The sequence below is a fragment of the Bradyrhizobium sp. A5 genome (genome assembly GCF_042076515.1).
Lineage (GTDB): Bacteria > Pseudomonadota > Alphaproteobacteria > Rhizobiales > Xanthobacteraceae > Bradyrhizobium > Bradyrhizobium cosmicum.
This window is the reverse complement of the sequence record NZ_CP148990.1, coordinates 2978309-3004550: the sequence shown is the minus strand read 5'-3', so window position 1 is coordinate 3004550 and position 26242 is coordinate 2978309. Positions and strand designations below refer to the sequence as shown.

Here is a 26242-nt window from a genome sequence, read left to right as displayed (position 1 = left end):
CGCTCCTATGCCGAGGCGGGATTCTCCGCGCTGATCGCACGGTCGAGGGCATCGATCAGCGTTTGGAGCTCGACGAATTTGTTCCGTGCCCGCTCGGCCTTTTCACGATCAAAGGGAGCGGCCAGCACCTTCGCATGCACGTCCCTGTCCTCGATCATGCGATCGCGGGCCTGCTTCAATGTGTCAAGTCGCTGGTTCATCTGTGCTCCTCTGCCAATATCTGCCCAACCGCAAGCGATGACTCAGTCGAATCCAGACGGAAGCTCGCCCTTTCGGAAGAACACCGTCGGCTCATCGTCATAGTCACCCATTTCGGCATCACCGCTGGACGAGAACGCGACCACACCGAGCTTGCTCAAGGCCAGTCGCTCCGCCGTCCGCAGCGCTCCGCTTTCCGACTTGCAGACGATGGGAGAGTCCGGCTTTAGATTGCCGCCCTTGCCCGCATTGAACGCCTGCACGACGTAGGTTGTTTCGCGAACCATGACGGCTTCCCTGACATGCCAGTAGACGGAGCAAAAGTGCGTACGCGGCACTCAGCGTTGCATCGACTCGATGAGGGCGGAGATCCTGATCGTTGCGAAACTGGAGAAAGTGTCCGACACCGCATAGGGCAGGATGATCTGGTCCTTATGCCGCATCGCTCCGCAGGTATAGACGACGTTGGGGACGTACCCTTCGCGCTCGGACGGTTCAGGTCGGAGCAGCGGTTCCGCCGAACGAGCCAGCACCTTCGATGGGTCGCGCTTGTCGAGCAGCGCCGCTCCGATGGAATATTTGCGGACCGGGCCGACACCGTGCGTCAGCAGCAGCCAGCCTTCGTCTAGTTCTATGGGCGATCCACAATTCCCGATCTGGACGAACTCCCAGGGAAATTGCGGTTTCAGAAGCGGGACCCCGCCGCCTTCCCACGTGTAGAGGTCGTCCGAATAGAGCAGGTACAGGTTCTCATTGTCTTGTCGCGCGATCATGGCATACCGGCCGTCGATCTTGCGCGGGAAGAGCGCCATGCCCTTGTTGTGTGACGCAGCCCCGCGCAAGGGCATCAGTCGAAACGACATGAAGTCGCTGGTCTCGATCAATTCGGACCGGATCGCGCGTCCACTGTAAGCCGTATAGGTGGCGTAGTAGGTCTGCCGATCCCCGTCGCTGAATTTGACAAAGCGCACATCCTCGATGCCGTTCGATTGGGATTCCGTCACGGGAAAGATGACGCGCTCGCTGAGATCTTCCTCGGGCCTGAACACCAATTCCACACGGTCGCCGTCCGGCCCGGATACGCGACGGGTAATCCGGGGAACCGAGGCAAGGCGCGCCGTCGGATCGACGGCCAGGCTTCCATCAGCCGCAATCGTTCCGGTTCGAAACGTCAGCGACGACACATGCCCCTCCCCGATAGCGCGAAGACTGAGGATGAAGCGCAAGCCTCCCGTTGGTGCCCCGGATTGATCGGGATGCGGGACGATGCTGGGGTTGAACAAGGCAGAGGCTTCGAACGAATATTCACTGAGGAAATAGGCGCCGACCAGCTGACGCTGGGCCTTCGAGAAGAGGCCATGCGTTGCGAAAGCATCCTCCATTTCATCCGCGCGAGCCTCAAACCTCTCCAGGAGGTTACGATGTCGCCCCTCGAAATTGTCGAGGACATCCGCAAGCTGGACCGCGACGGCTTCCGAACTGAGCGCGAGAACCCGGTCGACAATATGATTTGCCCGCATCTTGTCGGTCGGATTCAGATCGCGGGGTTCGGTTGCCGGCTTGAAGGGCCGCACGATAACGCGCGCGGGATCTGGGCGCAGATGAAGCCCGTGCCGATTCAGGAAAGAAGCTTGTGACACGGTATCCTCGGCTTGCTCATTGAGAAGATCAGGTTCAGGCGCCCACGGCGCGCAAGGCCGTGGGCCTGGTCAGGCTCGGGTTGACGCGCGCAAGCTGGCGCATCTCCGCGAGCCCGAGCAGATAGCAAACAACCGACTCGCCCCCGCGGTTTTCGTTGGCGCGGTCAGGATGCAGACCATCCCGGCAACTGCCAGTGAGCGGATCGACCAGCGCCACGGAGAGCTCGTTGCTGCCGAGGAACCAGGCGAAGGCCCGCGTTGCCATGGCTTTCCATTCGGCATCGCCGTCGGCGCGCCACGCGGTGAGGCAGGCGGCGATCGTTGCCGTTGCCTCCACGGGCTGTTGATCAAACGCACGCGGACGTTGCCGTAGCTCGCCGAAGCCGGCGGTGCCGACCGGCCGGAAATGGCCTGCCGCGGTGGTCTGCTGCGTCATGAGCCAGCGCAGGGACCTCAATCCGGCATCGAGATATCGAGGCGTTTTCATCGCCACACCCGTGAGGATCAAGGCCTGCGGCAATCGCGCGTTGTCGTAGGCCAGCCCTTCCTCGAACCACACCCAGTCCGGCGTCTCGACCGACGCCAGGCAAGCCATCAACCTGTCGGCAAGCGCATGCCGGATCTCCCTGGCGTTGAGATCGTCCGGAGCTACGGCACAATAGGCGTCCAAACCGAGCAGCATGAACGCCCACGCGCGAGGTGAACGAAAGCTCGCCGCGATCGACAATGCCTGGACGAACAAGGCAGCGGCCCACAGCCGCCGGGCCGGGCTCGCGTCTCTGCGTGCAACCTCGCCCAAAGCCCATAGCGTTCGTCCGTGACTGTCTTCGGAGCCCCTGTCTTCAAGCCAGGTTCGATTGAACCCCATGAAGTTGCGAAATTGCCTGGTGTCCGGATTCCACGCGTGCTGTACGAAGGCCGCAAACCGGCTCGTCAAGACTTCTGACAGCGGCTGCTCGCCCGGACCGTTGAGGGCGCAGGCCAGCAGCAGCGCTCTCGCGTTGTCGTCGACGCAATAGCCGTGTGCGCGATCCGGAACCGAAAAAACCGCGTGCTGGAGCAGGCCGACATCATCGCACATCGACAGGAAATGGCCGATCTGCATGTCGGGCGGCGCCGGACTACGTGGCTCCGGCGCATTCATGTCGGAGCGCGCGAAGATCTTCAACCGATGGCCTTGCCGCGCATTTTCGAAGACGGACACGTAGCGCTCGGCCACCCGCTCCCATGTCATCATCCGGCTCGCCGCATAGGCGCGCCGGGACATCGCCTTCCGCCGGTCGCCGTCGGTCAGCAGGTTCGCGATTTCGTTGCCGATCGCCGCGGAATCGCCGAACGGCACCAGGATGCCGCACCCGTCGGCAAGCAGCTCGCGTGCGTGCCAGTACGGGGTCGATACGACCGGTTTGCCCAGTCCGAAACTGTAGGCCAGTGTTCCCGAGGTCATCTGGGCCTCGTTGAGATAGGGTGTGACGTAGACGTCGCACATCGAGATGAATTCAAGCAGCGTGGCCAGATCGGCGAACCGATCGAAGAACACCACGTGGTCGTCAATGCCGAGCTCGCGCACCCGCGCGATCAGGCTCTCACGATAGGCCTCGCCCTGGTCTCGGACCAGATTGGGGTGCGTTGCTCCGAGCACGACGTATACCGCATTCTTGCAGCGCTCCAGAATCGACGGCATGGCGTCGATCATGACTTCGATGCCCTTGTTCGGTGACAACAGGCCGAACGTCAGGATGACCGGCTTCTGCTCAAATCCAAGCTTGGCTTTCGCTGCATCCGGCTCGGCGAAGGCAACATCGGGAATGCCGTGGGCGATCACCTCGATCTTGTCGTCACGCACCAGATAGACGTCACGCAGCAGTTCGCGGCCCTTATGGGCCATCACCACGACCTTCGACGATGCCTCGACGATGCGCTCCATGACCGTTCGTTGCGCAGGTGTCGGATCGGCCAGCACCGTATGAAACGTCGTAACCACCGGCATCGTCAGGCGGGACAACAGCACCAGGATATGGGCTCCGGCTTCACCACCAAAGATCCCGAACTCGTGCTGCAAGCACACGGTATCGAACCGGCCGGCATTGAGGAAATCCGCGGCCCGCATGTAATCTTCGATATTGCCATCCTTGATCTGGAACGCGACAGCCGGAGGATAGTCATAGGCTTGACCACGATCGGTCATTGCAACGATGCAAGTCTCGAGATCATGGCGCGAAATCGATATCGCGTTCTTCAGGTCGGTCGTATAGGTCGCAATTCCGCACCGGCGAGGCAGCGAGTTGCCAATGACGGCGATACGGCGGAGCGGCGTCATGTCGGCACCTCGATGATTTGGCTTGATGTCGCAGAGTGCACGGCTCAGCAACCGCGGCAGATATTCTTCAGCTTCGCGGCGGTTCTGACCTCTTCCGCAACGAACGGGTCCTTGTAGGCAGCCCGCGCTGCGTCGCTTTCGACAGCAGTGGGTTGCTTCGCCTTTGGTGGAAACGCAGCATCGTAACAGGCGAGCCGTCCACTCGTGCTTTCGATGATGCGGCAGTCCGGCTCTTTCGCGACAGCACTTTGCGCAAATGTGCCAAGCGCCAATACGACAATGAGCATCTTCATGGAGTTATCTTTCCTCGCGGAGGGCCGGAGCGCGGTCGTTGACGCCCGCGCGCGCCTCATGCCTCGAACTGGTCGAACTCGTCAGACAGCAGAATCCGCCCCTGCGGGGTGCAAATCCGCACGTCGATATAGCCTTCCTGCAGCAGCTCTCTCGCCTTCTTCAGGGCAGCGGCCGTCGTGGTGCGGCCCAAGCTGACGTAACCGCTTTGATCGCGTCCGCTCACAAGGTATTGCAACTGCGTCTTATCCACGCAGGAGCGCCGCAGCGGCCACCAGGAGCAATAGAAACAGCGGAACGATCACCGGCGGCACGATCCAGTCGGCCAGGCGAAATCGAGGCATGCGCGCTCCTCCTCAGTCGGCGGGAGCGTGAGTGACCCTCAGTCACCGATGGATGCCATTGGAAGGGCGGTGATCGCTGGACCCTACGCCCAAGCGCAGCCAATAGCGAGCTTTTAAAGCGGAGCACCGCATCAGCGAGGCAGATTTCGCCCTGCCAACCGTTGCACGTTGCCTTGGCCTGCGGCCTCGTTTAGGTCAAGCAACCAACGGTAATATCAACACGGGCACGACCGGCATGGTGACAATCTATTTCGATCTCGACGGCACGCTGACCAACCCGAAATCCGGGATCACCCGCTCGATCCAGTACGCACTGGAACGACTCAGCCTCGCAGTGCCGAGCGAGGACGATCTGACCTGGTGCATCGGCCCGCCGCTCCACGCCAGCCTGCAGAAGCTAACCGGCAGCGCGGAACTCGCCGATCGAGCGCTGCTGCTCTATCGCGAGCGTTTCGGTGATATCGGCCTGTTCGAGAACGAGACCTATGCCGGCATCATGGACACACTGACGACGCTTGCCGCGACCACGCCGCGCATGTTCGTGGCGACCAGCAAGCCCGCGGTCTACGCCACCCGCATCGTCGAGCATTTCGGCCTGAAATCGTATTTCGAGCGGGTGTTCGGCTCAGAGCTCGACGGCACACGCGTCGACAAGCGCGACCTGCTGCGTTACGCGCTCGACGAGGCCAAGGTCGATCCGAGTTGCGCGATCATGATCGGCGACCGCAGCCATGACGTTGTCGGCGCCCGCGCCAACGGCATGACCGCGATCGGCGTGCTCTACGGCTATGGCAGCGAGGCCGAGCTGCGCGAGGCGGGCGCGCATCACATCTGCACGGCGCATCCCGAGCTGCTTGGCCACTGCCGGGCCTGATTCATCCGGCGCCGGCGCTTTCCACCGCGGCCAGCATCCCCGTTTTCGGATGACAGTTCAGATATTCGAAGGATTGCTCGTCCGCGGCCGCCACGGTGACCTCGTGATAGAGCCGCAGCTTGGCTGAAGGCCCGAGCGTCGACAGATATTTCATCGCCGCGCCGAAGATCTTGACATGGGTCGGATGCGACTCCGCCCAGCGTTCGAGCGCCGCGAGACTCTTCCACCAGCTCTGGCCGTAGGATTTTTCACTCGCGCGGCCGTCGGCCGAGAGGACCTGCATGTAACGGTTGGCGTAGCAGCCGATGACAAGACCGTCGTCGCGCAGAAAGTCCATACCCTCGCGCAGCACCGGTTCGACGTCGTGAAGATAGAGCTTTCGTTCCGAGGCCTCGGTGTCGCTCCAATCCTGCCCGGAGCGGATCAGACAGAGATTGTCATGCGCCTTCACGCGCAGGCGGACGCCGTCGCGGATCAGCTCCGGTGCGCCGCCGGGCGCCATGGGATCGGTCTGCGACAACGGGATGCGATCACGCATGCCACCCCAATAGGCGTGCTCCTGCACTTCGCCGCTCATGCCGTCGGCAATGACGGCGACGCCCTCGGGCCTTCCGAGCGAGGAGAACAGCGTCTCGTGTCGCGCCACGGCAGGACGCAACACTTCGATGAAGGTGCCAATCCCCTCGCGGCCCTTACCTGTCCACGCTTCACGCAACGGCTCGAACCAGGCGTCGAAACGCGTGATGTCGTCCCAATAAGCAGCCGAGACGACATTCGTGTATCCGGCCTGATCGACGTAGTGGGCGCGGTCCCAATGCGTGGGGCCTCCCTCGCCTGCAAACCGTTCGCCAATTTCCGCCAGCGCCTCCATCGCAGCCGCCGGAGCCACGTTGCGATACTGGACGCCGAAATAGGCCATGACGACCCGGACAACCCCCGGCTTGTAACGCGCCACGAAGGACGGATATGGCGGCTGGTAATCGTCCGGCACGCGCTTGTGGCGCGTGCGCTGGGTCTCGAGATGCAGAGGAATTGCGGATTCCATGATCGTTCCCTCCCCTCGATCTCGACGATCAATTCGCCGCCGCGGCGATGTCCGCAGGCTCGACGCTGTCGACGGGCAGCGCAAACTGCTCGACGCGTTGGTATCGCTTCTTGTTGAGCAGCAGCCGCGTCACATCGGGCCGCGAATAGTGCCCGGCGGGATCGGCGGCGTTCTTGGCGACGCCGATGGCGCCAAGATCAATCTCGGCCATCAGAAGCCCCTCCTGGTCCGGCGCCAGCTTGTCGCCGATCTGGCTGCCGTCGGGACCGTAGATCGCGGCGAACCCGCCGCCCACATGCAGCAGCGCGTTCTTGTCGGGCCGGTCGCAGAGCTCGTCGATCATGGCCTGTGATACCGTCGCGCAAGGCGCGAGCACGAAGCAGGAGCCCTCGACCGCGTAGACGCGCGAGGCGGCGTTGTTCACCTCGGCGCCGAGCGCCGGCGCAAACGGATCGTAGAGCGAAAAGCTCGGCCAGGCCGCGACGTGCACCTGCTCGTTCTGGGCGTACATCGCATATTTTGAAAGCGGCTGAAGATGCTCCCAGCAGCACAGCGCGCCGATGCGGCCGATGTCGGCCCTGGCGTGGACGGCGAGATCGCTGCCGTCGCCTTCGCCATAAACCGTGCGCTCGGCGTGGGTCGGCCGCAGCTTGCGGCGCTTTGCGATGCTTTCGCCGTCCGGGCCGATCAGCCATTGTGCGAGATAGAGGCTGCCACCGTCCCGCTCGGAGAGGCCGAGCACGGCCGTCAGTTTCGCCTTCCGAACGGCGTCGCGCAGCCGCTCGGCCTGCGGGCTGTCATAGGACAGCGAATTGTCAAAATAGCGCTGCACAAAGCCGCGGCCGATCGCCCAGGCCGGCGAGTCCATCCAGATGTGCCAGGGATAACCGGGGATGAAGGCTTCGGGAAAGGCGATCAGCTTGGCGCCCTTTTCGGCCGCTTCCCGGATCAGCGCGATCGACTTGTCGATCGAGGCGTCGAGGTCGAGCCAGGCCGGCGCCGCTTGCACCACCGCCACCTTGTATTTCGGATGTTCGACGCCCATTGCCGCCTCCTTTGCCGGTTGATCCGAGATCACGTCCGATGCAATCTATTTGGCGAACCGCGTGGCCGGGCGCTCGACCGCAGCGGAACAAAAATTCGACTGGAAGGGATCGCCGCCCCGGTACGAAACTTGCCACCGGGATGCCGGATCCGCGCTCATATGCCGTTTTGCAGGATGTGAAAGGGAGGCTGTCCAGATGCCAATCCAGTTCACCACGGACGACAGTCCCGGCCACCGCCGGCTTGCGCTCTGGCAGGATATCGTCTGCGACGTCTTCGTCGGACTCGACTGCAAGTCCGACCTCGGCAGCGCCTTCCGCGGCTCGGTCACGCAGGCAGCCCTCGGCAAGGCAGTGTGCTCCGACGTCTGCTCCGATCGCCAGCACGTCTTCCGCACGCCCTCGCGCATCGCACGCTCGGACCAGGACTATGTCCTGATCGCGCTCGGCAATCGCGGTGACGGCGGCGTCGTGCAGGACGGCCGCGAGACCGTGATCCATCCCGGCCAGTTCGCGCTTTACGACACGACGCGTCCCTATGAGCTGAAGTTCAACGACAGCTTCACGCAGACGATCTTCAAGGTACCCCGCGAGATGCTGCAGCGCCGGCTCGGCGGCACCGAGATGCTGACCGCGATCTCGTTCGGCGCCGACGCCCCGCTCGAACGGCTCGCCTGTGATTTCATCTTCAGGCTCTGCCAGAGCGCGGACCGGCTCGCGCCGGACCATGCCGATGCGCTGTCGGAACAGGCCGTTGACCTGCTGGCGATGGCGCTCAGCGAGCGGCTCGGCAAGACGCCGCTGCCATCATCGACCCACCGCTCCGCCCTGCTCTACCGGCTCAAGGCCCATATCCGGGCTCACCTCGCCGATCCCGACCTCGCGCTGGCGCAGGCCGCGGCAGCGCTCGGCATCTCGCCGCGCTATGTGAACGATCTCCTCGCCGACGAGGACATCTCGTTCCAGCGCTACGTTCTCGGCGAACGTCTCGCCCAATGCCGGCGCGACCTCGCTTCGCCCGTGCTCGCCCACCGCCATGTCAGCGAGATCGCCTTTGCCTGGGGCTTCAACGACCTCTCGCATTTCGGCCGCGTCTTCCGCGAGCATTTCGGGATGTCGCCGCGCGACTTCCGGCAGAGCCTGCGGCACTGACGCGGCCGACGCCGCAATTCCGGCGCGGGCGCGTCCTGCTCCGAGCAGAGCCGCCATGTGTGCGCGCAATGGTACGAAGCGCATGCTTGCACTACCATCCGCTGCCAGGGCCGCACCGATCAATCAGCAGCCAGTCGAGGAGCATATCGATGGAATACCGACGCTTGGGCCGGTCAGGCCTCATGGTGCCCGCCTTGAGCCTTGGCACTGGCACGTTCGGCGGCGTCGGCCGCCTCGCGGCGTGGGGCACCACCGACGCGACCGAGGCGCGGCGCCTTCTGGATATCTGCCTCGATGCCGGCGTGTCGATGTTCGACACCGCTGACGTCTATTCGCTCGGCGAGTCCGAGCGCGTGCTGGGCGAGGCCATCAAGGGCCGCCGCGACAACGTCTTGGTCTCGACCAAGGCCACCTTTCGCTTCGGTGACGGGCCCAACGACATTGGCTCGTCGCGGCAGCATCTGCTCGCGGCCATCGACGGTTCGCTGAGCCGGCTCGGCACCGATTACATCGATCTGTTTCAGCTCCACGGCTTCGACGCCTTCACCCCGCCCGAAGAGGTACTCGCAACCCTCGATGTGCTCGTGCGAGCCGGCAAGATCCGCTATGTCGGCGTTTCCAATTTTTCGGGCTGGCACCTGATGAAGTCGCTCGGCGTCGCCGACAAGCACGGCTTCCCGCGCTACGTCGCCAACCAGACCTACTATTCATTGATCGGGCGCGACTATGAATGGGAGTTGATGCCGCTCGGCCTCGACCAGGGGATCGGCGCGGTGGTCTGGTCGCCGCTCGGCTGGGGGCGCCTCACCGGCAAGATCCGCCGCGACCAGCCGAAGCCGGACATCAGCCGCCTGCCCAAGACCGCCGAGTTCGGCCCGCCCGTGCCCGACGAGCACGTCTATCGCGTCGTCGATGCAATCGACGAGGTCGCGAAGGAAACCGGCAAGAGCGTCTCGCAGATTGCGCTCAACTGGCTGCTCCAGCGTCCGACCGTCTCGACGTTGATCATCGGCGCGCGCAACGAGACGCAGCTTCGCGAAAATCTCGGCGCGGTCGGCTGGTCGCTGACCAAAGACCAGATCGCAAGGCTCGATGCCGCCAGCAAGGTCACGCTGCCCTATCCTTACTGGCACCAGCGCACGACCTTCACCGACCGCAATCCTCCGGCGGTGTAGCAACGCGGCGCGGCGCGGCCCGGCGCGCGATGCCGGCCTCGTCCAGAGGTGTCTTGACCTTGAGCTGCATCAAACGGTCGCCCGCCGGCCGTGTCACGTTGCGTGCTTCGCGAGGCTCCCGATGCGCCGATTTGCAATGAAGGCCCTGTTCACGGCCCTCAACCTCAGCCAGGCCGAGAGAGATCGGATCAATTGGGATCGCCTCATCCTGGTTTTTTCCACCTTGGTGACCATCGGGCTGCTCGTGCTTTACGCCTATGGCAAGGCAACTTTGCGCTGGTGAGATGAAGCCGTTCGCGTTCGCGCCTCTGATCGTCTTGTTGTGGGGTTCGTTTGCCCACGCCCTGGATGCCGAGCAGCGGCACAGCCAAAGTCTCCTGGAGCAGATGTGCTCGCGGTGTCATGCCGTCGGCCCCACCGGCGGGAGCCCCAACAAGCTTGCACCGCCGTTCCGCCATCTGGGCGAGAACAAGCTCTACGATCCCGACTTCGTGCAACGTCTTCAGGACGGCTACAGCAGCATTCATCGCTCCATGCCGACGTTCCGCTTCGACCGGGAGAGCGCCGAGGCCGTCGCCAGCTACCTCAAGGCAATCCAAACAAAAAAGCACTAGCCTCCTCCGCGGGCGGGCCTGCAAAGGCACCACACAGGCTCCTGCCGCCGGGAGCACTGCGTCGGGCACTGGAACCGTCCGGATCCTGCCGGGTTGCGATCCATCCTGCAATTTCCTAATTCGGGGATGCATCACGGCTCGAATCAAGCGCGCCTCCATCATGTCGTCCGCCCCTATCGAGCATGCCGACGGCCTGCCGCAACCCCAGCGTAACCAGGCGGTCCTGACCATTGCGCTCGGCATCATCATGGCGGTGGTCGACAGCGCCATCGCCAACGTGGCGCTGCCGACGATCGCGGCCGACCTCGACGCGAGCCCGGCCTTCTCGATTTGGATCGTCAACGGCTATCAGCTCGCGATCACCATCTCGCTGCTGCCGCTGGCCTCACTCGGCGAGATCGTCGGCTACCGCCGCGTCTATCTGGTCGGGCTGGTGCTGTTCACGATTGCATCCGCCTTCTGCGCACTGGCGGATACGCTGCCGTTGCTGACGATCGCGCGCATTGTCCAGGGCTTTGGCGCGGCCGGCATCATGAGCGTCAACGCTGCGCTGGTGCGCTTCACCTATCCGCGCAGCCAGCTTGGCCGCGGCATCGGGCTCAACGCGCTCGTCGTCGCCTTCTCGGCCGCGGTGGGCCCGACGCTCGCCGCTGGCATCCTCGCGTTCGGAAGCTGGCCCTGGCTATTCGCCATCAACGTCCCGCTCGGCGTGGTGACGCTGGTGCTGGGCCTGCGCAGCCTGCCTCACACGACACCCGCCGGGCGTTCCTTCGACTGGCAGAGCGCGGGGCTGTCGGCGATCACCTTTGGCGTCGGGATCGCGGCCGTGGACAGCGTCGGCCATGGCGAGGCCGTGATCACCTGCCTCGTTCAATTCGCAATCGCCATCGTCGCAGGCGCGCTGCTGATTTACCGCGAAACCCACATGACCTCGCCCCTGCTGCCGGTCGATCTGCTGCGCATCCCGGTCTTTGCGCTGTCGATCGCGACCTCGATCGCCTCGTTCTGCGGGCAGATGCTGGCCTTCGTCTCGATCCCCTTCTATCTCCAGAGCCGCTTCGGCTATTCGGCGGTGCATATGGGCCTGTTGATCACGCCGTGGCCGATCGCGGTGGCGTTCGCGGCACCGCTGGCCGGCCGCCTGGTCGAGCATTATCCGGCCGGCCTGCTCGGCGGCATCGGGCTCACGCTGTTCGCCTGCGGTCTCGGCGCGCTCGCCTTGCTGCCGGCCGCCCCGACGCCGTTCGACATCATCTGGCGCATGGCGCTCGCCGGCGCCGGCTTCGGCCTGTTCCAGACCCCCAACAACCGCACCATGATCGCGGCCGCCCCGCGCGAGCGCGCCGGTGGCGCCAGCGGCATGCTGGGCACGGCGCGGCTGCTCGGCCAGACCATGGGCGCGGCGCTGGTCGCGCTGCTGCTGGGCCGCTATCCGATCGAAGGAACGCGGTTGGCGCTTCTCGCCGGCGTTGGATTTGCGCTCTGCGGCGCAGTGCTGAGCATGCTGCGGCTATCTCCCGCAGGCGCCCGCGGCGCCGGGCACGTCCGCGTGCAGGACGACCAGCGGCTGCGGGGCGAATAGCCCCGCGCTCCGGCTACCGTTATTGCATCATACAACCTGTGCGTGGCTTAACCATCCGGACCAATGACGCATTGCCCTCCCGCTCAGGTTGCGCTTCACTGCGGCCGGGACAAGGGGCATTTCATGCGTTCATTTGGAATTGTGGCGCTCAGCGTCATGCTGGGCGGCTGCGCGTCTGTCACGCGCGGCACGACCGAAAACATCAGCATCTCATCGACGCCGTCAGGCGTGGAGGCCGTGGTCAGCGGATTGGAGGTTCCGACGACCTGCACGACGCCCTGCTCCGTGGTCGTCAAGCGGAACGCCGACATCTCGATCACCTTCCAGAAGGAAGGCTATGAGCCGCAGATCGTGCCACTCAGCCGGGATATACCGACCTCCGGCGCCGCCGGTTTTGCCGGCAATCTCTTGCTGGGCGGTGTCGTCGGCATGGGTGTCGATGCCGCGACCGGGGCGGCAACCGATCACAAGCCGAATCCGGTCATCGTGACGATGCAGCCCTCAACCCCTGCCCGCGCGCGGCCGCCCGCGCCGAGGAAACCGAGGCCGCCAGCAGCGCCCGCGCCTGACACGGGCACTTAGTCTAGAGCGTGCTGTTTTTATACGGAAACATAGCCTGAATTTTTGAGATAGTTGGCGCATTCCTGCGCGGAGAAGAGGTCGAGCAGTTCACCGACCTTGCGCCAGGTTGCCTCGACGTCACGCGGCTCTGCAGCTCGCATCAGATGTTTGAGCTTGGCGAAGACCTGTTCGATCGGATTGAGGTCGGGACTGTAGGGCGGCAGGAAGAGCAGATGCGCTCCGGCGGCGCGGATGGCATTGCGGGCGGACTTGCCTTTGTGACTGCCGAGATTATCGAGGATGACGACCTCGCCTTTTGCCAGCGTTGGCACCAGAACCTTCTCGACATAGAGGGTGAAGAGTTCCCCATTGATGGGGCCGTCGATGACCCAAGGTGCGCTGATCTGGTCGTGCCGCAGCGCTGCAATGAAAGTCATGGTCTTCCAATGACCGAAAGGCGCGGATGCCTGGAGCCGCTGTCCACTCGGACCCCAGCCGCGCAGTGGTGCCATGTTGGTCTTGATCCAGGTCTCATCGATAAAGATCAGGCGTGAAGCGTCAATCTTGCCTTGATGGGCCTTCCAGCGCGTCCGTTTACGAGCGATATCGGGGCGATCTTGTTCGGCCGGCAGGATCGTTTTTTTTGAAGCTCAGCCCTTCGGCATGCACAAACGTCCACACGGCCCGCACATCTGTCTTGATCCCGCGTGCTGCCAACTCCTGTGTCAGCTTCCGTAAGGTGAATGGCCCAGAGAGAACGCGCTTGCGTAGCCAGTCGGCATGGGCACCGGATAGAACCGGCTTCTTGTGACCACCAATCTTGCCAGGCGAAACGCCTCCAGTCTCCCGCCTCAGATTCTTCCACTTCGTTACACAGGACGGGCTGATCTCAAGCGCCTCTGCAATCGAGCGAACCGTCTCCCCTGCGTCAGCCCGCGCCAGAGCCCGTTCACGAAGGTCTTCCGAATAGGGTCGCGTCATCCATGCTGGCCTCCGTCCTCCAGCATGAACTTTGAATCAGAAATCGGCTCCCCTGGGAATCCCGATTCCGGTAAAAAACAACATGCTCTAGAACCCCGCACCACGACGCAAACAAAAAGGCCGGCTTTTCAGCCGGCCTTTTCAATTAATTACGCTCGCGATCAAGCCTTGACCAGCGGGCTCTTGGTCGGCCCCTTGGAGCCGCCGCCTGGCTTGGACTTGCCCGGCGGACGCTTGCGGGCACCGGGCAGCTTCTCCTGCTTCGGTGTGACCGGCCCTTCGACAAATTCGAAGCCGATCTTGTCCTTGGTCTCATCGGCCTCGTCCTTGAGCAGGACGACGCGGACGTGGCCGCCACCCTTCAGCTTGCCGAACAGCACCTCGTCGGCCAGCGGCTTCTTGATGTGCTCCTGGATCACGCGGGCCATGGGCCGCGCGCCCATCTGCTCGTCGTAACCATGCTGGACCAGCCAAGCCTTGGCAGGCTCGGACAGTTCGATGGTGACGTCGCGATCGCCAAGTTGCGCCTCGAGCTGAAGCACGAACTTCTCGACCACGGTGCCGATCACCTCGACGCTGAGATGGCCGAACGAAACGATGGCATCGAGGCGGTTGCGGAATTCCGGCGCGAACTGCCGGTTGATCGCCTCGTGGTCGTCGCCTTCCCGCTTGGAGCGCGTGAAGCCGAACGCCTGCTTGGCGAGATCCGAAGCACCCGCATTCGTGGTCATGATCAGGATCACGTTACGGAAGTTGACCTGCTTGCCGTTGTGGTCGGTGAGCCGGCCGTGATCCATGATCTGCAGCAGGACATTGTAGAGGTCGGGATGCGCCTTCTCGATTTCGTCGAGCAGCACCACGCAATGCGGATGCTGGTCGACGCCGTCGGTAAGCAGGCCGCCCTGGTCGAAGCCGACATAGCCGGGAGGCGCGCCGATCAGGCGCGACACGGTATGCCGCTCCATGTATTCGGACATATCGAAGCGCAACAGCTCGACGCCGAGCGATGCCGCGAGCTGCTTTGCGACTTCGGTCTTGCCGACGCCGGTCGGCCCCGAGAACAGGTAGCAGCCGATCGGCTTCTCCGGCTCGCGCAAGCCGGCACGCGCCAGCTTGATCGACGCCGCAAGCGACTCGATCGCCTTGTCCTGGCCGAACACCGTGCGCTTCAGCGTCTGCTCGAGATGCTTGAGCACCTCGGCGTCGTCCTTGGACACGCTCTTCGGCGGAATCCGCGCCATCGAAGCGATCGTGGTCTCGATCTCCTTGATGCCGATGGTCTTCTTGCGCTTGTTCTCCGCCACCAGCATCTGGGCCGCGCCGGACTCGTCGATCACGTCGATCGCCTTGTCGGGCAGCTTGCGGTCATGGATGTAGCGCGAGGAGAGCTGAACCGCGGCCTCGATCGCCTCGTTGGTGTACTTCAGCCGGTGGTAGTCCTCGAAATACGGTTTGAGGCCCTTGAGAATCGCGATAGCGTCCTCGACGGTCGGCTCGTTGACGTCAATCTTCTGGAAACGCCGCACCAGCGCGCGGTCCTTCTCGAAGTGCTGGCGGTATTCCTTGTAGGTGGTCGAGCCCATGCAGCGGATCGTGCCCGAGGCAAGCGCCGGCTTGAGCAAATTCGAGGCATCCATTGCCCCGCCCGACGTCGCGCCCGCGCCGATCACGGTGTGGATCTCGTCGATGAACAGGATGGCGTTCGGGTGCGCCTCGAGCTCCTTCAGCACTTGCTTCAGGCGCTCTTCGAAGTCGCCGCGATAGCGCGTGCCGGCGAGCAGCGTGCCCATGTCGAGCGAGAACACGGTCGCAGCAGCCAGAACCTCCGGCACCTCGCTGTCTACGATGCGCTTGGCGAGGCCCTCGGCGATCGCGGTCTTGCCGACACCGGCTTCGCCCACGAACAGCGGATTGTTCTTCTGCCGGCGGCACAGCACCTGGATCGCGCGGTTGATCTCGGAATTGCGTCCGATCACCGGATCGATCTTGCCGTCACGCGCCTTCTTGTTGAGGTTGACGCAATAGGTCTCGAGCGCCTCGCCCTTCTTCTTGGTGTCTTCGTTGCCCTTGGCCTCGGTCTCCTCGTCAACGCCGCGCACGGGCCGCGCCTCGGAAACGCCCGGCCGCTTGGCGATGCCATGGCTGATGTAGTTGACGGCGTCATAGCGCGTCATGTCCTGCTCCTGCAGGAAATATGCAGCATGACTTTCCCGCTCGGCGAAAATCGCGATCAGCACGTTGGCGCCGGTCACCTCTTCGCGACCGGATGACTGCACGTGAATCACGGCGCGCTGGATCACGCGCTGAAAACCAGCGGTCGGCTTGGCATCGTCGGCGCCATCCGTCACCAGGTTTTCGAATTCGGTCTCAAGATAGTTGACGAGGCTCGTACGGAGCTTGTCGAGATCGACGCTGCAGGCGCGCATGACGGCGGCCGCATCGGAATCGTCGATCAGGGAGAGCAGGAGATGCTCGAGCGTCGCGTATTGGTGATGACGCTCGTTTGCGATCGCCAGTGCACGATGCAGGGATTGTTCAAGGCTTTGAGAAAAAGTCGGCATTCGCGTCCTCTATGGCCCCCATCATCATGATCGCCATCGCCCGGTCAGGCAACAACAACCTTTGTCACATATAGTTATCCAAGACCGCGGCGAAAGACCGGTTCCGCGACTCGAGCGGGTACACACTTGCGGTATTTTGATGCAAAACCCGTTCCGATTTGGGCGGGATCAGCGCCGAGACAGATTTTCCGTACGCTGGTCGGCCGGAACGGACATCGCGCAGGCATCACGCGACGATCACACAAAACGTTTGGAAGATGCAAAGATCGCCCACGAGAGCATCGTGGGACTTCTTATTTCTTCTCCATCACGCATTGCAGCGGATGCTGGTGCTTGCGGGCGAAGTCCATCACCTGCGTCACCTTGGTTTCGGCGATCTCGTAGGTGAACACGCCACACTCGCCGATGCCGTGATGATGGACGTGCAGCATGATCTTGGTCGCAGCCTCCACGTCCTTCTGGAAAAACTTCTCCAGCACATGGACGACGAATTCCATCGGCGTGTAGTCGTCGTTCAGGATCAGCACACGGTACAGGTTCGGCCGCTTGGTCTTCGGTTTGACCTTGGTGATGACAGATGTATTCGGACCCGTCGGGCCGCCCGAACGGTTCTCGTCATTGCTCATAAGGGGAGCGTAGACAGCGGCTGGCGCGGACAGGTCGAGTCTGGAAGTCAGGTGCGGCATGGCTCAGGCGTTCAAATTCCCCACAGAAGCGAATAACGGTCCGCCGCGCGACCCTGCCTTTCGGAGCCTCGCACAGGCGCACCGCCTTGTTGGATCGCCGCTTCCAACCGATCCGGTCAAATCCGGATCGGTTGCAAGCAATATGGGCCTGCCCCCGTCCTGCCGCAAGCGCTGCAAAGGTCCAGCCTTTGCAGCCTCGGCGCTGCCGATTCCCGGTCCGGGCGATCCTCTCCGAGGTTAGTCAATCCAGACCGATTTGACAAAAATTTCCGGCCTGCCTGCCTAGAACATGTTGACCAGGAACCGGGCGCAAACAGAAAAAGCCCGGCTGCATCAGCCGGGCTTCTTGATTCCAGGACTTCCAGAAAGCGTTAGTTGGCGGCCGGGGTGAACTTCGACACGATGGTCTCGACCGGCTTGAAAGCCTGCTTGGCGAGGTCGCTGTAGAGGCCGGCGATCTTCTGCGATTCCGCAACGAAGGTCTCGTAGGCGGAGCGGGCGAAATCGGTCTGTGCTTCCATCGCCTTGTCCAGCGACTTCACGCCGGAAAGCTTCTCGACGAAGGACTTGGTGTCTTCAAACGACTTCTTGGTGTAGTCGCCATAAGCGCTGGCGATCGCCTGGAGGCCGTGCTGAACCGTGGTCGCGGAGGCGACGCACTGCTCGAAGTGCTCTTTGCCGTAGCTCTGAATGTCTTCAACCTTGAACATCTCGGAATCCCTTTTCCCTGGCTTTCGTCCGGAAGCCCCGGCTCCCTGACTTCGCCCAAAAATAGTGCAACGCACAAAATATGTCAAGAATATTTGTGCGACGCACAAAAATAGATGCAAGTCGCGGAGATTCCCGGGCTTTCCCGCAATGGTTCCTTAAGCTTTTGGAAACCCCGGGCCCCTACCCTGATTCCCTGGACGTGTTCATCCTCAGAGAGCGGCCGAAAGCCGTTTGAGAACATCACCTTAGCCAGAACAGCGGCTCAGGCCCAACGTCTCCCGCGGTGAACACCAGCGGAGGGACAGCCTGAGCAGGTAATGATCCCGGGTCCAATGGGCACAATTTCGCCTCACGAGCCGGTGATCAAGTCAGAAACGGGGACGGGGTTCCATGCTTCGTAAAAACTTGTCTTCCTCGCACTTGGCGCGGGTTGGCGTTTTCGGGCTTCTCACGGTCACTGCCGCAGTCATCTTCACCACCGATGCTGCCGAGGCGCGGCGCCATCGGCATCGTTCTTACGCGCACCACCGGGTGCAGCGCGACGTGTCCGAGAGTTCCAGCCCCAAATTCGCGTCGATCATCGTCGACGGCAATTCCGGCTCCGTGCTTCAGGCAACCAGCCCCGACGGGATCCGGCATCCCGCCTCGCTCACCAAGATCATGACGCTGTATCTGCTGTTCGAGCGTCTCGACTCCGGCAAGATGAAGCTCGACACCGAGATGCCGGTGTCACAGCACGCCGCTGATCAGGATCCGACCAAGCTGAACCTGCGCGCCGGCCAGACCATTCGCGTCGAGGACGCGATCAAGGGTCTCGTCACCCGCTCCGCCAACGACGCAGCCGTGGTGATCGCGGAAGCAATCGCCGGCGACGAAGACGACTTCGCCCAGATGATGACGCGCAAGGCGCGCTCGCTCGGCATGTCCAAGACGGTCTACCGCAACGCCAACGGCCTTCCCAACGACGAGCAGGTCACGACCGCACGCGACCAGGCGACGCTCGGCCGCGCCATCCAGGAGCGCTTCCCGCGCTACTATCGCTATTTCGCGACCTCGACGTTCAACTGGCGCGGACAGTCAATCCGCAACCACAATCACCTGCTCGGCAGCGTCGAGGGCGTGGACGGCATCAAGACCGGCTACACCCGCGCCTCCGGCTTCAATCTCGTGACCTCGATGCGCCGCGGCAACCGTCATCTGATCGGCGTGGTGCTGGGCGGCCGCAGCGGCGGCTCGCGCGATGCCATCATGCGCAACCTGCTCGCCGAGAATCTCGAGAAGGGCGCCACCACCCATACCGTTGCCGCGGTGACCGAGCGCAGCGGTGCTGACGCCAACACCGAGGTCGCCGATGCATCGGATACCCCGGCCCGCGCCGCTCCGCAGGTTCAGGCGGCGGCTGCCCCTGCTCCTGAGTCAGCCCCGTCGCGTCTCGCCTCGCGCCTGTCGGCGCTTGCCGCTGCGACCGCCGCGATGCCGCCGGCTCAAGCCAAGCCTGAAGTTCGGCCGACTGAGTCCAAGATCGAACCCGCGCCCCTCACCAATGGCGTGATCTCGAGCCAGCCGCTCTCGATCATTCCCGGTTCGTCGGAGCCGATGAAGCCGGTCCGGGTCAAGACCGTTCAGGTCAAGGCCGGCGCCGTGAGGGTCGCCTCGGCCGCGTCGGCTCAGGTTGCCCCGCAGGTTACCAACACGATTGCGTCCCGCTCCGACGTCGCGGAGACCTCCGGCGCCCTCGTCGCCCGCGCCGATCTCATCAACAAGCCCGAGCTCGCAAGCCAGCCGGAAACGCCCAGGGCCGAGATGGCCCGCAGCGAAATGCCCCGTCAGCCGGCGGGCTTTGGCACCGGCAACGGCATCCTCGGCGTGCTGCCGGCCGCGACCGCCGCCGCGCCCGCCCCTGCCACGGCGAAGCTTGCCTCCGCCGATCCGGCGCCGCAGCCGATCCAGATGAGCGCCACCACCAAGCCGGTCGTCATGCACAGCGGCTGGATCGTTCAGGTCGGCGCGCTCGAGAGCGAGAACGAAGCCCAGCAGCGCATCGACGCCGCGCGCAGCTCGGCCCGCGGCCTGCTCAGCAAGGCCGATCCGTTCACCGAGCCTGTCGTCGCCAAGGACAACCGCAAGCTCTACCGCGCCCGCTTCGCCGGGCTCGAGCGAGACCAGGCCGAAGCCGTCTGCCGCGCCCTGAAGCGCGCCGACATCTCCTGCATCACCGTCCGCAACTGATCTTTCGCACTGACCCAATCAAAATGCCCGCGCCTTGCGCGGGCATTTTTGTTTTGGGCCGGCACCGATGCCAGTTCCGCGACAACCTCTCGTCAACAATTTACGGTTAAATTTTTACCCAAGGGATCGACCACGCCGACAATGGCGGGCATCGGGGCGACGGCAGACAGAGCAAGCGGAGGTTACACGGACGGGCGTTTGTAGCGTGGTGCCGGAGTTAGCCGTTATGCGTACGAAGCAGAGTATCCTTGGCCTCGTTCACACGGGCAGCGAGATACGTCGAGCCCCCCTGGTCGGGATGGAGTTTCTTCATCAGGGATTTGTGCGCCCGGCTGATGTCGTCGCGCCCCGCGCCCGGCTGCAGGCCAAGGATCTGATAGGCTTCCTCCGCCGTCATTTTGCCGCTCGCCGCCGTGCGGCGCTGCCGCCCTGCCGCATCGCCTTGCGCGTTCTGACGCCAAGCGGGAAACCGGCGGTCCAGATAGCTTTCAAGTAAGGCCACGCTCTCGGCATCGAACGCCGGAGCCATCGCCAGCAGGCCGGCGAGATCGAACTCGTCGAGCTCGCGCCCGGCGTATGGCCCGGCCACGATCTGGCCGGCCAGCTGGCCGGAATCGTGGTCGAGCCGCATGTCGAGGAATTGCGAACGCACACGCGAGGTCTGGCCGGTCGGGCGCGTCGCGCCGCCGCCGAACAGGCCGCCGATATTGCCGAAGCCGGCGTTCGCCAATGGCGTCCAGCCCAGCAGCCCGGCACCGAAAATCCCGAGCGGGATTGCCACCACCAGCTCGCCCCGCAGGCCCGTGAAGGCTGCGACAGCCAGCGCCAGCACGCCGCCGCCGAACTTGATGGTGCGCGCCAGCACCGCCGGATTGGCGGACCGGAACATCTGGAGCAGCAGATAAAGCGTGATAACAGCGACAGCGCCGACGATCAGGGTCATGGCCGGAATATAGTCGCCCTCTTGTCAAAAAGCATGGCATCCTTCGGAGGCGTCCACCATTGGGTGATGACACCACAAGTTCGTTTGCCCGATAGTCCGGCGCATCGGCAATCACGCGCTGGTCCAGCGGATATCAGGGGAGACGATGAGCCAGAGATTCAAGCCGCCAATCGTGCCGGCCGCCTTCTTCGGCATCGTGCTTGGGCTCGCGGGCCTCGGCAATGCCTGGCGCGCCGCGCATCAGGTCTGGCACTTGCCGGCGATCGTCGGCGAGATCCTGCTCGCCCTTGCCTTCGTCGTCTGGGCGCTCCTGCTCGTTCTCTTCATCCTGCGCTGGACCTTCGCGCGCGCCGAGTCGATCGGCGAAGCCCATCACCCCATCCAGTGCTGCTTCATTGGCCTTGCCGGCGTCTCCACCATGCTGATCGCGATCGCCGCGGACCCCTATTCGCGGCCTGCTGCAGTCCTCCTGTTCGGCCTTGGCGCAACGTTCACGCTCGGCTTCGCGCTGTGGCGAACGGGCGTGTTGTGGCGCGGCAACCGTGACCACACCGCGACGACGCCGGTCCTGTACCTGCCGACCGTTGCCGGCGGCTTCGTCACCGCCGCGGCATCTTCAGTGCTCGGCTATCCCGATTGGGGACAACTCGCCTTCGGTGTCGCGCTGTTCTCCTGGCTCGCGATCGAATCCGTGCTGCTGCACCGGCTCTACACGGCCGCGACGCTTCCGGCGGCGCTGCGACCGACGCTCGGTATCCAGCTCGCACCGCCCACGGTCGGCGCGGTCGCCTATCTCGCCATCAATGGCGGCGTGCCCGACATGGTCGCGCATATTCTGGTCGGCTACGGACTGATGATGGCGCTCCTGCTGCTTCGGCTGCTGCCATGGATCATGGAGCAGCCGTTCGCGGTGTCGTATTGGGGCTTCACCTTCGGCGCCACCGCGCTCGCGATCGCGCCGATCCGCATGGCTGGACACGGCGACGCCGGTGCGATCGCGCTGCTTGCGCCGTACCTGTTCGGAGCCGCCAACATCGTTGTCGGATTGATCGCGCTCGGCACGCTGCGCCTGATCCTGCAAGGACGGCTGTTGCCACTGCCGGTCGCCGCACCGCCCCCGACGCAGGCGACGCCAGCCTGACCTGTCACTTCATCTGGCTGATCAGTTTCGCCGCGCCGCTCGCGCTCTTCGACAATTTCAACAGCGCCTCGCGGCCGCCGGCGGCATAGGCTGCTGCGGCGCGGAGCAGCTCGCGCAACTGCGCCGCGGCACCGGGATCGAACCGGCACCAGGCCCCGCCGGTCAGCCGCGCGATCTCGCGAAACGCCTGCTCGGCCACCGCGTCGTGGCCCTCCTGAAACAGGAATACGGGCACCTTGAGCATGCCGAGCTCGCCGGCCTTGGCGCAGAGCTCGTCGACCTTCTCCTCCATGGCGTCGCCGACGAACACCACGGCCCGCACGCCGGAGGCGACCGCCTCGCGCCGCGCCTCGCTCAGCACCTTGCCGATCTGGGTGTCACCGCCGCGGCAATCGATCTTGCTCATCAGCGTCGCGAGCCTGGCGCTGTCGGATATCCAGCCCGAGGCACGGCACTCGTTGAGACCGCGATAATAGACCAGGCGGACGTCGAGACTGCCGAGCGCGGCCGTCTCGCGGAACATGTCGGCCTGGAGTGCGCGGCCATGTCTCAGGTCGGCTGCCGGCTCATCGTCGCATCGAGCGCGAAGATCAGCCGCCCCCTGGCGCCGGGTGCATGCGGCGACAGCGCCTGCGCCTTGGCGACGAAGGCGGCGATATCCTCCGCGGTCGAGGTCCTGGCCTGCGGCAGCGCGCCCTCGTGCTGCGCCGGGACGGCACCGCGGCCGCGCGGTTTGATGGGGTCCCCCGACATTCCTGCTTTGACCTTCCGTGAGCGACTAATGTGGTCAGCGCGCCCGGCCCGGTCAATGTGCAGAGCCTCCGCAGGCGGTGGCCGGCGGAGGCTCTGAAGGCAGGGAGATCGCTGCGTTTTGTCGCTAGCTCTTGGCTGGCGCCATCAGGGCGACCGGGCCCGGCTCCAGGATTTTGGGAGGCGACGAGCGCGTGTCGACCGGCGCCACCTCACTGTCGGTGTCGCTCAGGAATTTGTCGAGCATGCCCTGGATCGAGTTCTTGGCGCCATCCGGACCGGTGTCGCGCATGTCGTTGTGCTGGAACTCTGTCTTCACGACCTGGATGCCGGCCTTCTCGCACTCCTCGTCGGTCGGAATCACACCAGGATCTGTCTTGAACTGCGGGTCCTTGGAGCGGAATGACAGGATCTTGAACTTGCCCGCGGTGACGAAGGGCACGCGCAGATTGTCCAGCGTGACGACCTTCTTGACCTCATCCGGATACTGCTTGGCAAAGTACATCGTGATGTCGCCGCCCATGGAATGGCCGACCATCGTCACCTTCTCGTAGTCGGCGTTGGGCTGAACCTTCTTCATCTCCTGCATGGCGAGATGGATGTTGGCGACGCCGCGAAGGATCTGCGGCAGGCGGCCGACATAGAGCTCGCCTGGCTTCGTCACCATCGGAGGATCCGTCGGCAGATCATGCTGCGGGCTGACGACCAGATATCCGCGCGCCGCAAAGGCGTTGGCGAGAAAGCCGTACTCTGTGTTCTTCACCGTGTTGCCGTGATTGATCACGGCGACCGGCATCGTGATCATGCCGGCATTGGCCTGCATTTCCTTGTCGCGGCGGATCGCGATGTCGACAGGCACGGGACGGTTGTCGCGCGAGGCGTCGTAGAAGGTGATCGTCTCGTGCTTGATCGCCCACTTGCTCGCCGTGAAATAGGCGATGCCGCAGAGGGCACTGACCGAAACCAGAACGGCAATTCCACGCTTCATTTTCGTCCTCAGCCTCAGGCGCTTCGGCCTGAATCCCTGTTGAAAATCGTGTTCTCTAGGGCTCTTCGGCCCCTGGTCGCCTATTCGCTAATATATGTCACAGCCGCGTGACAGGAAGACCAAATATTGTGAACTGGCAGCCCTTTCATTGTGCGTCGCACACGTTTCTTGGGCATCCCATTGTCATACGGCTACGTCAGGGTGCAGGTCACCATCGGGCGCAACCAATCTCGATCGGGTTCAATTTCGCGGTAAACGTCGGATGAAAACGGCCGAGCGCAGCCGCAGTTCCGGGGGGAACCGGCTGCCTCGATCGACCTGAAGTAGCGGCATACCGCCACGTCAGGCGCCGAGGATGTCGTGGACCTCGAGCGGCTTGTCGACCTGGCTGAACCATTCGGCGCGATTTGCCGCACGGCGGCGGCCGCGCTCGTCGAGCGGCAGCTTGAGCTGGCGGAGCAGGCTCGTCACCTCCTCCCGCGCGGTGAGATGGCCGAGATTGGGCCGCATGCCCAGCGTGGCCTCGTCGATATCGTCCAGCGCGGTGAGCCCACGCGGGAAGAACTCGCGATAGACGACGCGCTCGGCGAAGCCGTCGATGTAGCGGAAGCCGAGCCGCAGCGACAAATCCTTCAGGCCCTCGGCGACCAGCTGCTTGTTGCGGGAGCCGAGCATCGACAGGCGGTTGCGCACCACGATCCAGTCGGTCGAGGAGCCGTCGACCTGGCGGCGCTTGCGCCTGACATCCCGCACCATCTCGGCATAGTGGCTCTCCCCCGTCACCGCGTAGTTGGCGGGATCGACGGTGCCGAGCACGTCGAAATCGAGGAAGCTGTCGTTGATCGGCGTGACCAGCGTGTCCGCCATCGAATGCGCCAGGCGCATCAGATAGCTGTCGGTGCCAGGTGTATCGATGACGATGAAATCGAAACTGGCCTCGACCGCCGAGACCGCGTCCATGAACTGGAGGAACTCGGAATTCTCGTTCTCGGCGACCTGCATGGTCTCGCCAAGCTTGATGCAGCGATGCGTGGGCAGCTCGAGGCCGAGGCCCGTGCGGCGCGCCCAGGCGGAACGATTGTTGATGTAGTGGGTGAAACTCTGTTGACGGCAGTCGAGATCGATGGTGGCGACGCGCTGGCCGGCTTTCAGAAGCGCGACCGCGATGTGCAGGGCGGTCGTCGACTTGCCGGAGCCGCCTTTCTCGTTGCCGAGCACGACCACATGCGCCGAGCCGGATTGGCCTTGGCTAGCCTGCACAAGCATGGCGATCCTCAACACCCCTATGGAATATCTTCGAGATGACCGCGTCGGCGGTCAAGTGAAATGCGTGACAGGACAAGCAATTCGCAGTGCGCCGTGTCCCATCATGAATCGCGGCGCGGTCTTTCGTCTGTGATCCAACCCACAATGTCGCGACATCCCGCGCGGCTTCACAGGGAATGCTGTGCCGCATCCGGATGCATGGCGTCCACGACCGCCGCTTGTTAAGGTTAGCCGCCGGGGCGCCGGGATGCGCCCGCTCCGATTCCCAACCAAGTCGAGTCCTGATGTCACCGAGCCCCTTGATCGCCCGCACGGTCCCCACCCTGCGACGCGCCGTCGACAATCTTCGCAAGCGAAAGGCCACGATCGCGCTGGTCCCGACCATGGGGGCGCTCCATGACGGGCATGTGTCGCTGGTGCGCCTCGCCAGGCGGCGCGCCAGCCGCGTCGTGGTGTCGATCTTCGTCAACCCGACCCAGTTCGCTCCGACCGAGGATTTCGGCGCCTATCCGCGCACCTGGAAATCCGATATCGCCAAGCTCGCGGCCGAGGATGTCGACATCGTCTGGCACCCCGGCGTCGAAGCGATGTATCCGGAAGGCTTTGCGACCCGCATCGTGCCGGAGGGGCCGGCGCTGGCCGGCCTCGAGGACCGCTTCCGCCCGCGCTTCTTCGGCGGCGTCGCCACCGTCGTCGGTAAGCTGTTCACGCAGTGCCGGCCGGATTTCGCGATCTTCGGCGAGAAGGATTTTCAGCAGCTGCGCGTGGTGACGCAAATGGCGCGGGATCTCGACCTCGGCGTCAAGGTGATCGGCTCCCGCACGGTGCGCGAGCGCGATGGCCTCGCGATGTCCTCGCGCAACGTCTACCTCTCGCCGCAGGAGCGGCAGACCGCGACCGTGCTCTACCGCGCCATGAAGGACAGTGCCGGGCGGATCAAGTCGGGCGAAGCGATCGCGCCGGCGATAGCGCGCGGCGCCAGGACGATCGAGGCGGCCGGCTTTGCGCTCGATTATTTCGAGGCCCGCCACGCCGAGACGCTGGCGCCCGTCACCACACGCAAGGACGGACCACTGCGCATCCTGGTCGCGGCCAAGCTCGGCAGCACCCGGTTGATCGACAATATCGCGGTGTGAGTTATGTCTTG

General features: G+C 63.9%; 25 protein-coding genes and 1 pseudogene. 10 read left to right on the top strand and 16 right to left on the bottom strand.

What is annotated here, in order from left to right; genetic code table 11:
- Nucleotides 1-5: 5 nt before the first annotated feature.
- Genes WHZ77_RS14335 through WHZ77_RS14310 form a run of 6 tightly spaced genes read right to left on the bottom strand, consistent with a single transcriptional unit; the run spans nt 6 to nt 4702 of the window.
- Nucleotides 6-200 (bottom strand): hypothetical protein, encoded by a 195-nt coding sequence (locus tag WHZ77_RS14335; protein WP_375314217.1) that lies wholly within the window; start codon nt 198-200, stop codon nt 6-8.
- 42 nt (nt 201-242) lie between these two features.
- Nucleotides 243-485 (bottom strand): hypothetical protein, encoded by a 243-nt coding sequence (locus WHZ77_RS14330; protein WP_375314216.1) that lies wholly within the window; start codon nt 483-485, stop codon nt 243-245.
- 51 nt (nt 486-536) lie between these two features.
- Nucleotides 537-1838, bottom strand: coding sequence for a glycoside hydrolase family 130 protein (locus WHZ77_RS14325; RefSeq protein ID WP_375314215.1), 1302 nt, complete (start codon nt 1836-1838; stop codon nt 537-539).
- A gap of 34 nt (nt 1839-1872) precedes the next feature.
- Nucleotides 1873-4158, bottom strand: coding sequence for a glycosyltransferase family 4 protein (locus WHZ77_RS14320; RefSeq protein ID WP_375314214.1), 2286 nt, complete (start codon nt 4156-4158; stop codon nt 1873-1875).
- A gap of 44 nt (nt 4159-4202) precedes the next feature.
- Nucleotides 4203-4451, bottom strand: coding sequence for a hypothetical protein (locus tag WHZ77_RS14315; RefSeq protein WP_375314213.1), 249 nt, complete (start codon nt 4449-4451; stop codon nt 4203-4205).
- 56 nt (nt 4452-4507) lie between these two features.
- On the bottom strand, nt 4508-4702 hold the full coding sequence (locus WHZ77_RS14310; RefSeq protein ID WP_015685575.1) for a hypothetical protein: 195 nt from the start codon (nt 4700-4702) through the stop codon (nt 4508-4510).
- 326 nt (nt 4703-5028) lie between these two features.
- Here WHZ77_RS14310 and WHZ77_RS14305 point away from each other — a divergent pair, with 326 nt between their 5' ends.
- Complete coding sequence (locus tag WHZ77_RS14305; RefSeq protein WP_375314212.1) at nt 5029-5667, top strand: HAD family hydrolase; 639 nt, start codon at nt 5029-5031, stop codon at nt 5665-5667.
- 1 nt (nt 5668) lies between these two features.
- Here the strand turns inward: WHZ77_RS14305 and WHZ77_RS14300 are convergent, their stop codons facing one another.
- Both WHZ77_RS14300 and WHZ77_RS14295 read right to left on the bottom strand, forming a co-directional pair.
- Nucleotides 5669-6712: a phenylacetaldoxime dehydratase family protein gene (locus tag WHZ77_RS14300; RefSeq protein ID WP_375314211.1), complete on the bottom strand. Its 1044-nt coding sequence runs from the start codon at nt 6710-6712 to the stop codon at nt 5669-5671.
- Nucleotides 6713-6740: 28 nt separating this feature from the next.
- Complete coding sequence (locus tag WHZ77_RS14295; RefSeq protein ID WP_143845809.1) at nt 6741-7757, bottom strand: carbon-nitrogen hydrolase family protein; 1017 nt, start codon at nt 7755-7757, stop codon at nt 6741-6743.
- Nucleotides 7758-7953: 196 nt separating this feature from the next.
- On the opposite strand from WHZ77_RS14295, the gene WHZ77_RS14290 reads away from it, so the two are divergent.
- The 6 genes from WHZ77_RS14290 to WHZ77_RS14265 all read left to right on the top strand — a co-directional run bounded on the left by WHZ77_RS14290 (nt 7954) and on the right by WHZ77_RS14265 (nt 12860).
- Nucleotides 7954-8907 (top strand): helix-turn-helix domain-containing protein, encoded by a 954-nt coding sequence (locus tag WHZ77_RS14290; protein WP_375314210.1) that lies wholly within the window; start codon nt 7954-7956, stop codon nt 8905-8907.
- Between the two features lie 149 nt (nt 8908-9056).
- The gene (locus WHZ77_RS14285; RefSeq protein WP_375314209.1) at nt 9057-10082 is read left to right on the top strand and encodes an aldo/keto reductase; all 1026 of its coding nucleotides are present in this window, start codon (nt 9057-9059) and stop codon (nt 10080-10082) included.
- Between the two features lie 121 nt (nt 10083-10203).
- A complete protein-coding gene (locus WHZ77_RS14280; RefSeq protein ID WP_375314208.1) occupies nt 10204-10365 on the top strand; it encodes a hypothetical protein in 162 nt (53 codons plus the stop codon).
- Nucleotide 10366: 1 nt separating this feature from the next.
- Entirely contained in the window at nt 10367-10696 is a 330-nt protein-coding gene (locus tag WHZ77_RS14275; RefSeq protein WP_375314207.1) for a c-type cytochrome, read from the top strand.
- Nucleotides 10697-10856: 160 nt separating this feature from the next.
- Entirely contained in the window at nt 10857-12278 is a 1422-nt protein-coding gene (locus WHZ77_RS14270; RefSeq protein WP_375314206.1) for an MFS transporter, read from the top strand.
- Between the two features lie 123 nt (nt 12279-12401).
- Nucleotides 12402-12860 carry a PEGA domain-containing protein gene (locus WHZ77_RS14265; protein ID WP_375314205.1) on the top strand — a complete coding sequence of 153 codons (459 nt, stop codon included), beginning with the start codon at nt 12402-12404 and terminating at the stop codon, nt 12858-12860.
- A 17-nt stretch (nt 12861-12877) separates the two neighbouring features.
- Here WHZ77_RS14265 and WHZ77_RS14260 read toward each other — a convergent pair.
- The 4 genes from WHZ77_RS14260 to WHZ77_RS14245 form a co-directional block, all read right to left on the bottom strand.
- Nucleotides 12878-13820, bottom strand: a protein-coding gene (locus tag WHZ77_RS14260; protein ID WP_375309090.1) for an IS630 family transposase whose coding sequence is annotated in 2 segments (ribosomal slippage) — nt 12878-13483 and nt 13485-13820 — 942 coding nt in all. Because the reading frame shifts where the segments join, the coding sequence is not laid out codon by codon here.
- Between the two features lie 161 nt (nt 13821-13981).
- On the bottom strand, nt 13982-16381 hold the full coding sequence (clpA, locus tag WHZ77_RS14255) for an ATP-dependent Clp protease ATP-binding subunit ClpA (RefSeq protein WP_375314204.1): 2400 nt from the start codon (nt 16379-16381) through the stop codon (nt 13982-13984).
- Nucleotides 16382-16674: 293 nt separating this feature from the next.
- Nucleotides 16675-17007, bottom strand: coding sequence for an ATP-dependent Clp protease adapter ClpS (clpS, locus tag WHZ77_RS14250; RefSeq protein ID WP_015685564.1), 333 nt, complete (start codon nt 17005-17007; stop codon nt 16675-16677).
- Between the two features lie 431 nt (nt 17008-17438).
- Entirely contained in the window at nt 17439-17777 is a 339-nt protein-coding gene (locus WHZ77_RS14245) for a phasin family protein (protein WP_015685562.1), read from the bottom strand.
- 391 nt (nt 17778-18168) lie between these two features.
- Here WHZ77_RS14245 and WHZ77_RS14240 point away from each other — a divergent pair, with 391 nt between their 5' ends.
- Nucleotides 18169-20007 carry a serine hydrolase gene (locus WHZ77_RS14240; RefSeq protein WP_375314203.1) on the top strand — a complete coding sequence of 613 codons (1839 nt, stop codon included), beginning with the start codon at nt 18169-18171 and terminating at the stop codon, nt 20005-20007.
- A gap of 217 nt (nt 20008-20224) precedes the next feature.
- On the opposite strand, the gene WHZ77_RS14235 is transcribed toward WHZ77_RS14240, so the two are convergent.
- Nucleotides 20225-20950 carry a DnaJ domain-containing protein gene (locus tag WHZ77_RS14235; RefSeq protein WP_375314202.1) on the bottom strand — a complete coding sequence of 242 codons (726 nt, stop codon included), beginning with the start codon at nt 20948-20950 and terminating at the stop codon, nt 20225-20227.
- A 145-nt stretch (nt 20951-21095) separates the two neighbouring features.
- On the opposite strand from WHZ77_RS14235, the gene tehA reads away from it, so the two are divergent.
- The gene (tehA, locus tag WHZ77_RS14230) at nt 21096-22091 is read left to right on the top strand and encodes a dicarboxylate transporter/tellurite-resistance protein TehA (RefSeq protein WP_375314201.1); all 996 of its coding nucleotides are present in this window, start codon (nt 21096-21098) and stop codon (nt 22089-22091) included.
- A 4-nt stretch (nt 22092-22095) separates the two neighbouring features.
- Here tehA and WHZ77_RS14225 read toward each other — a convergent pair.
- The 3 genes and pseudogenes from WHZ77_RS14225 to WHZ77_RS14215 all read right to left on the bottom strand — a co-directional run bounded on the left by WHZ77_RS14225 (nt 22096) and on the right by WHZ77_RS14215 (nt 25095).
- Nucleotides 22096-22844: pseudogene (locus WHZ77_RS14225) on the bottom strand (VWA domain-containing protein).
- 124 nt (nt 22845-22968) lie between these two features.
- A complete protein-coding gene (locus WHZ77_RS14220) occupies nt 22969-23829 on the bottom strand; it encodes an alpha/beta fold hydrolase (protein WP_375314200.1) in 861 nt (286 codons plus the stop codon).
- A 342-nt stretch (nt 23830-24171) separates the two neighbouring features.
- A complete protein-coding gene (locus WHZ77_RS14215; RefSeq protein WP_375314199.1) occupies nt 24172-25095 on the bottom strand; it encodes a division plane positioning ATPase MipZ in 924 nt (307 codons plus the stop codon).
- Nucleotides 25096-25379: 284 nt separating this feature from the next.
- Here WHZ77_RS14215 and panC point away from each other — a divergent pair, with 284 nt between their 5' ends.
- Nucleotides 25380-26231 carry a pantoate--beta-alanine ligase gene (gene panC / locus WHZ77_RS14210; protein ID WP_375314198.1) on the top strand — a complete coding sequence of 284 codons (852 nt, stop codon included), beginning with the start codon at nt 25380-25382 and terminating at the stop codon, nt 26229-26231.
- Nucleotides 26232-26242: the final 11 nt, after the last annotated feature.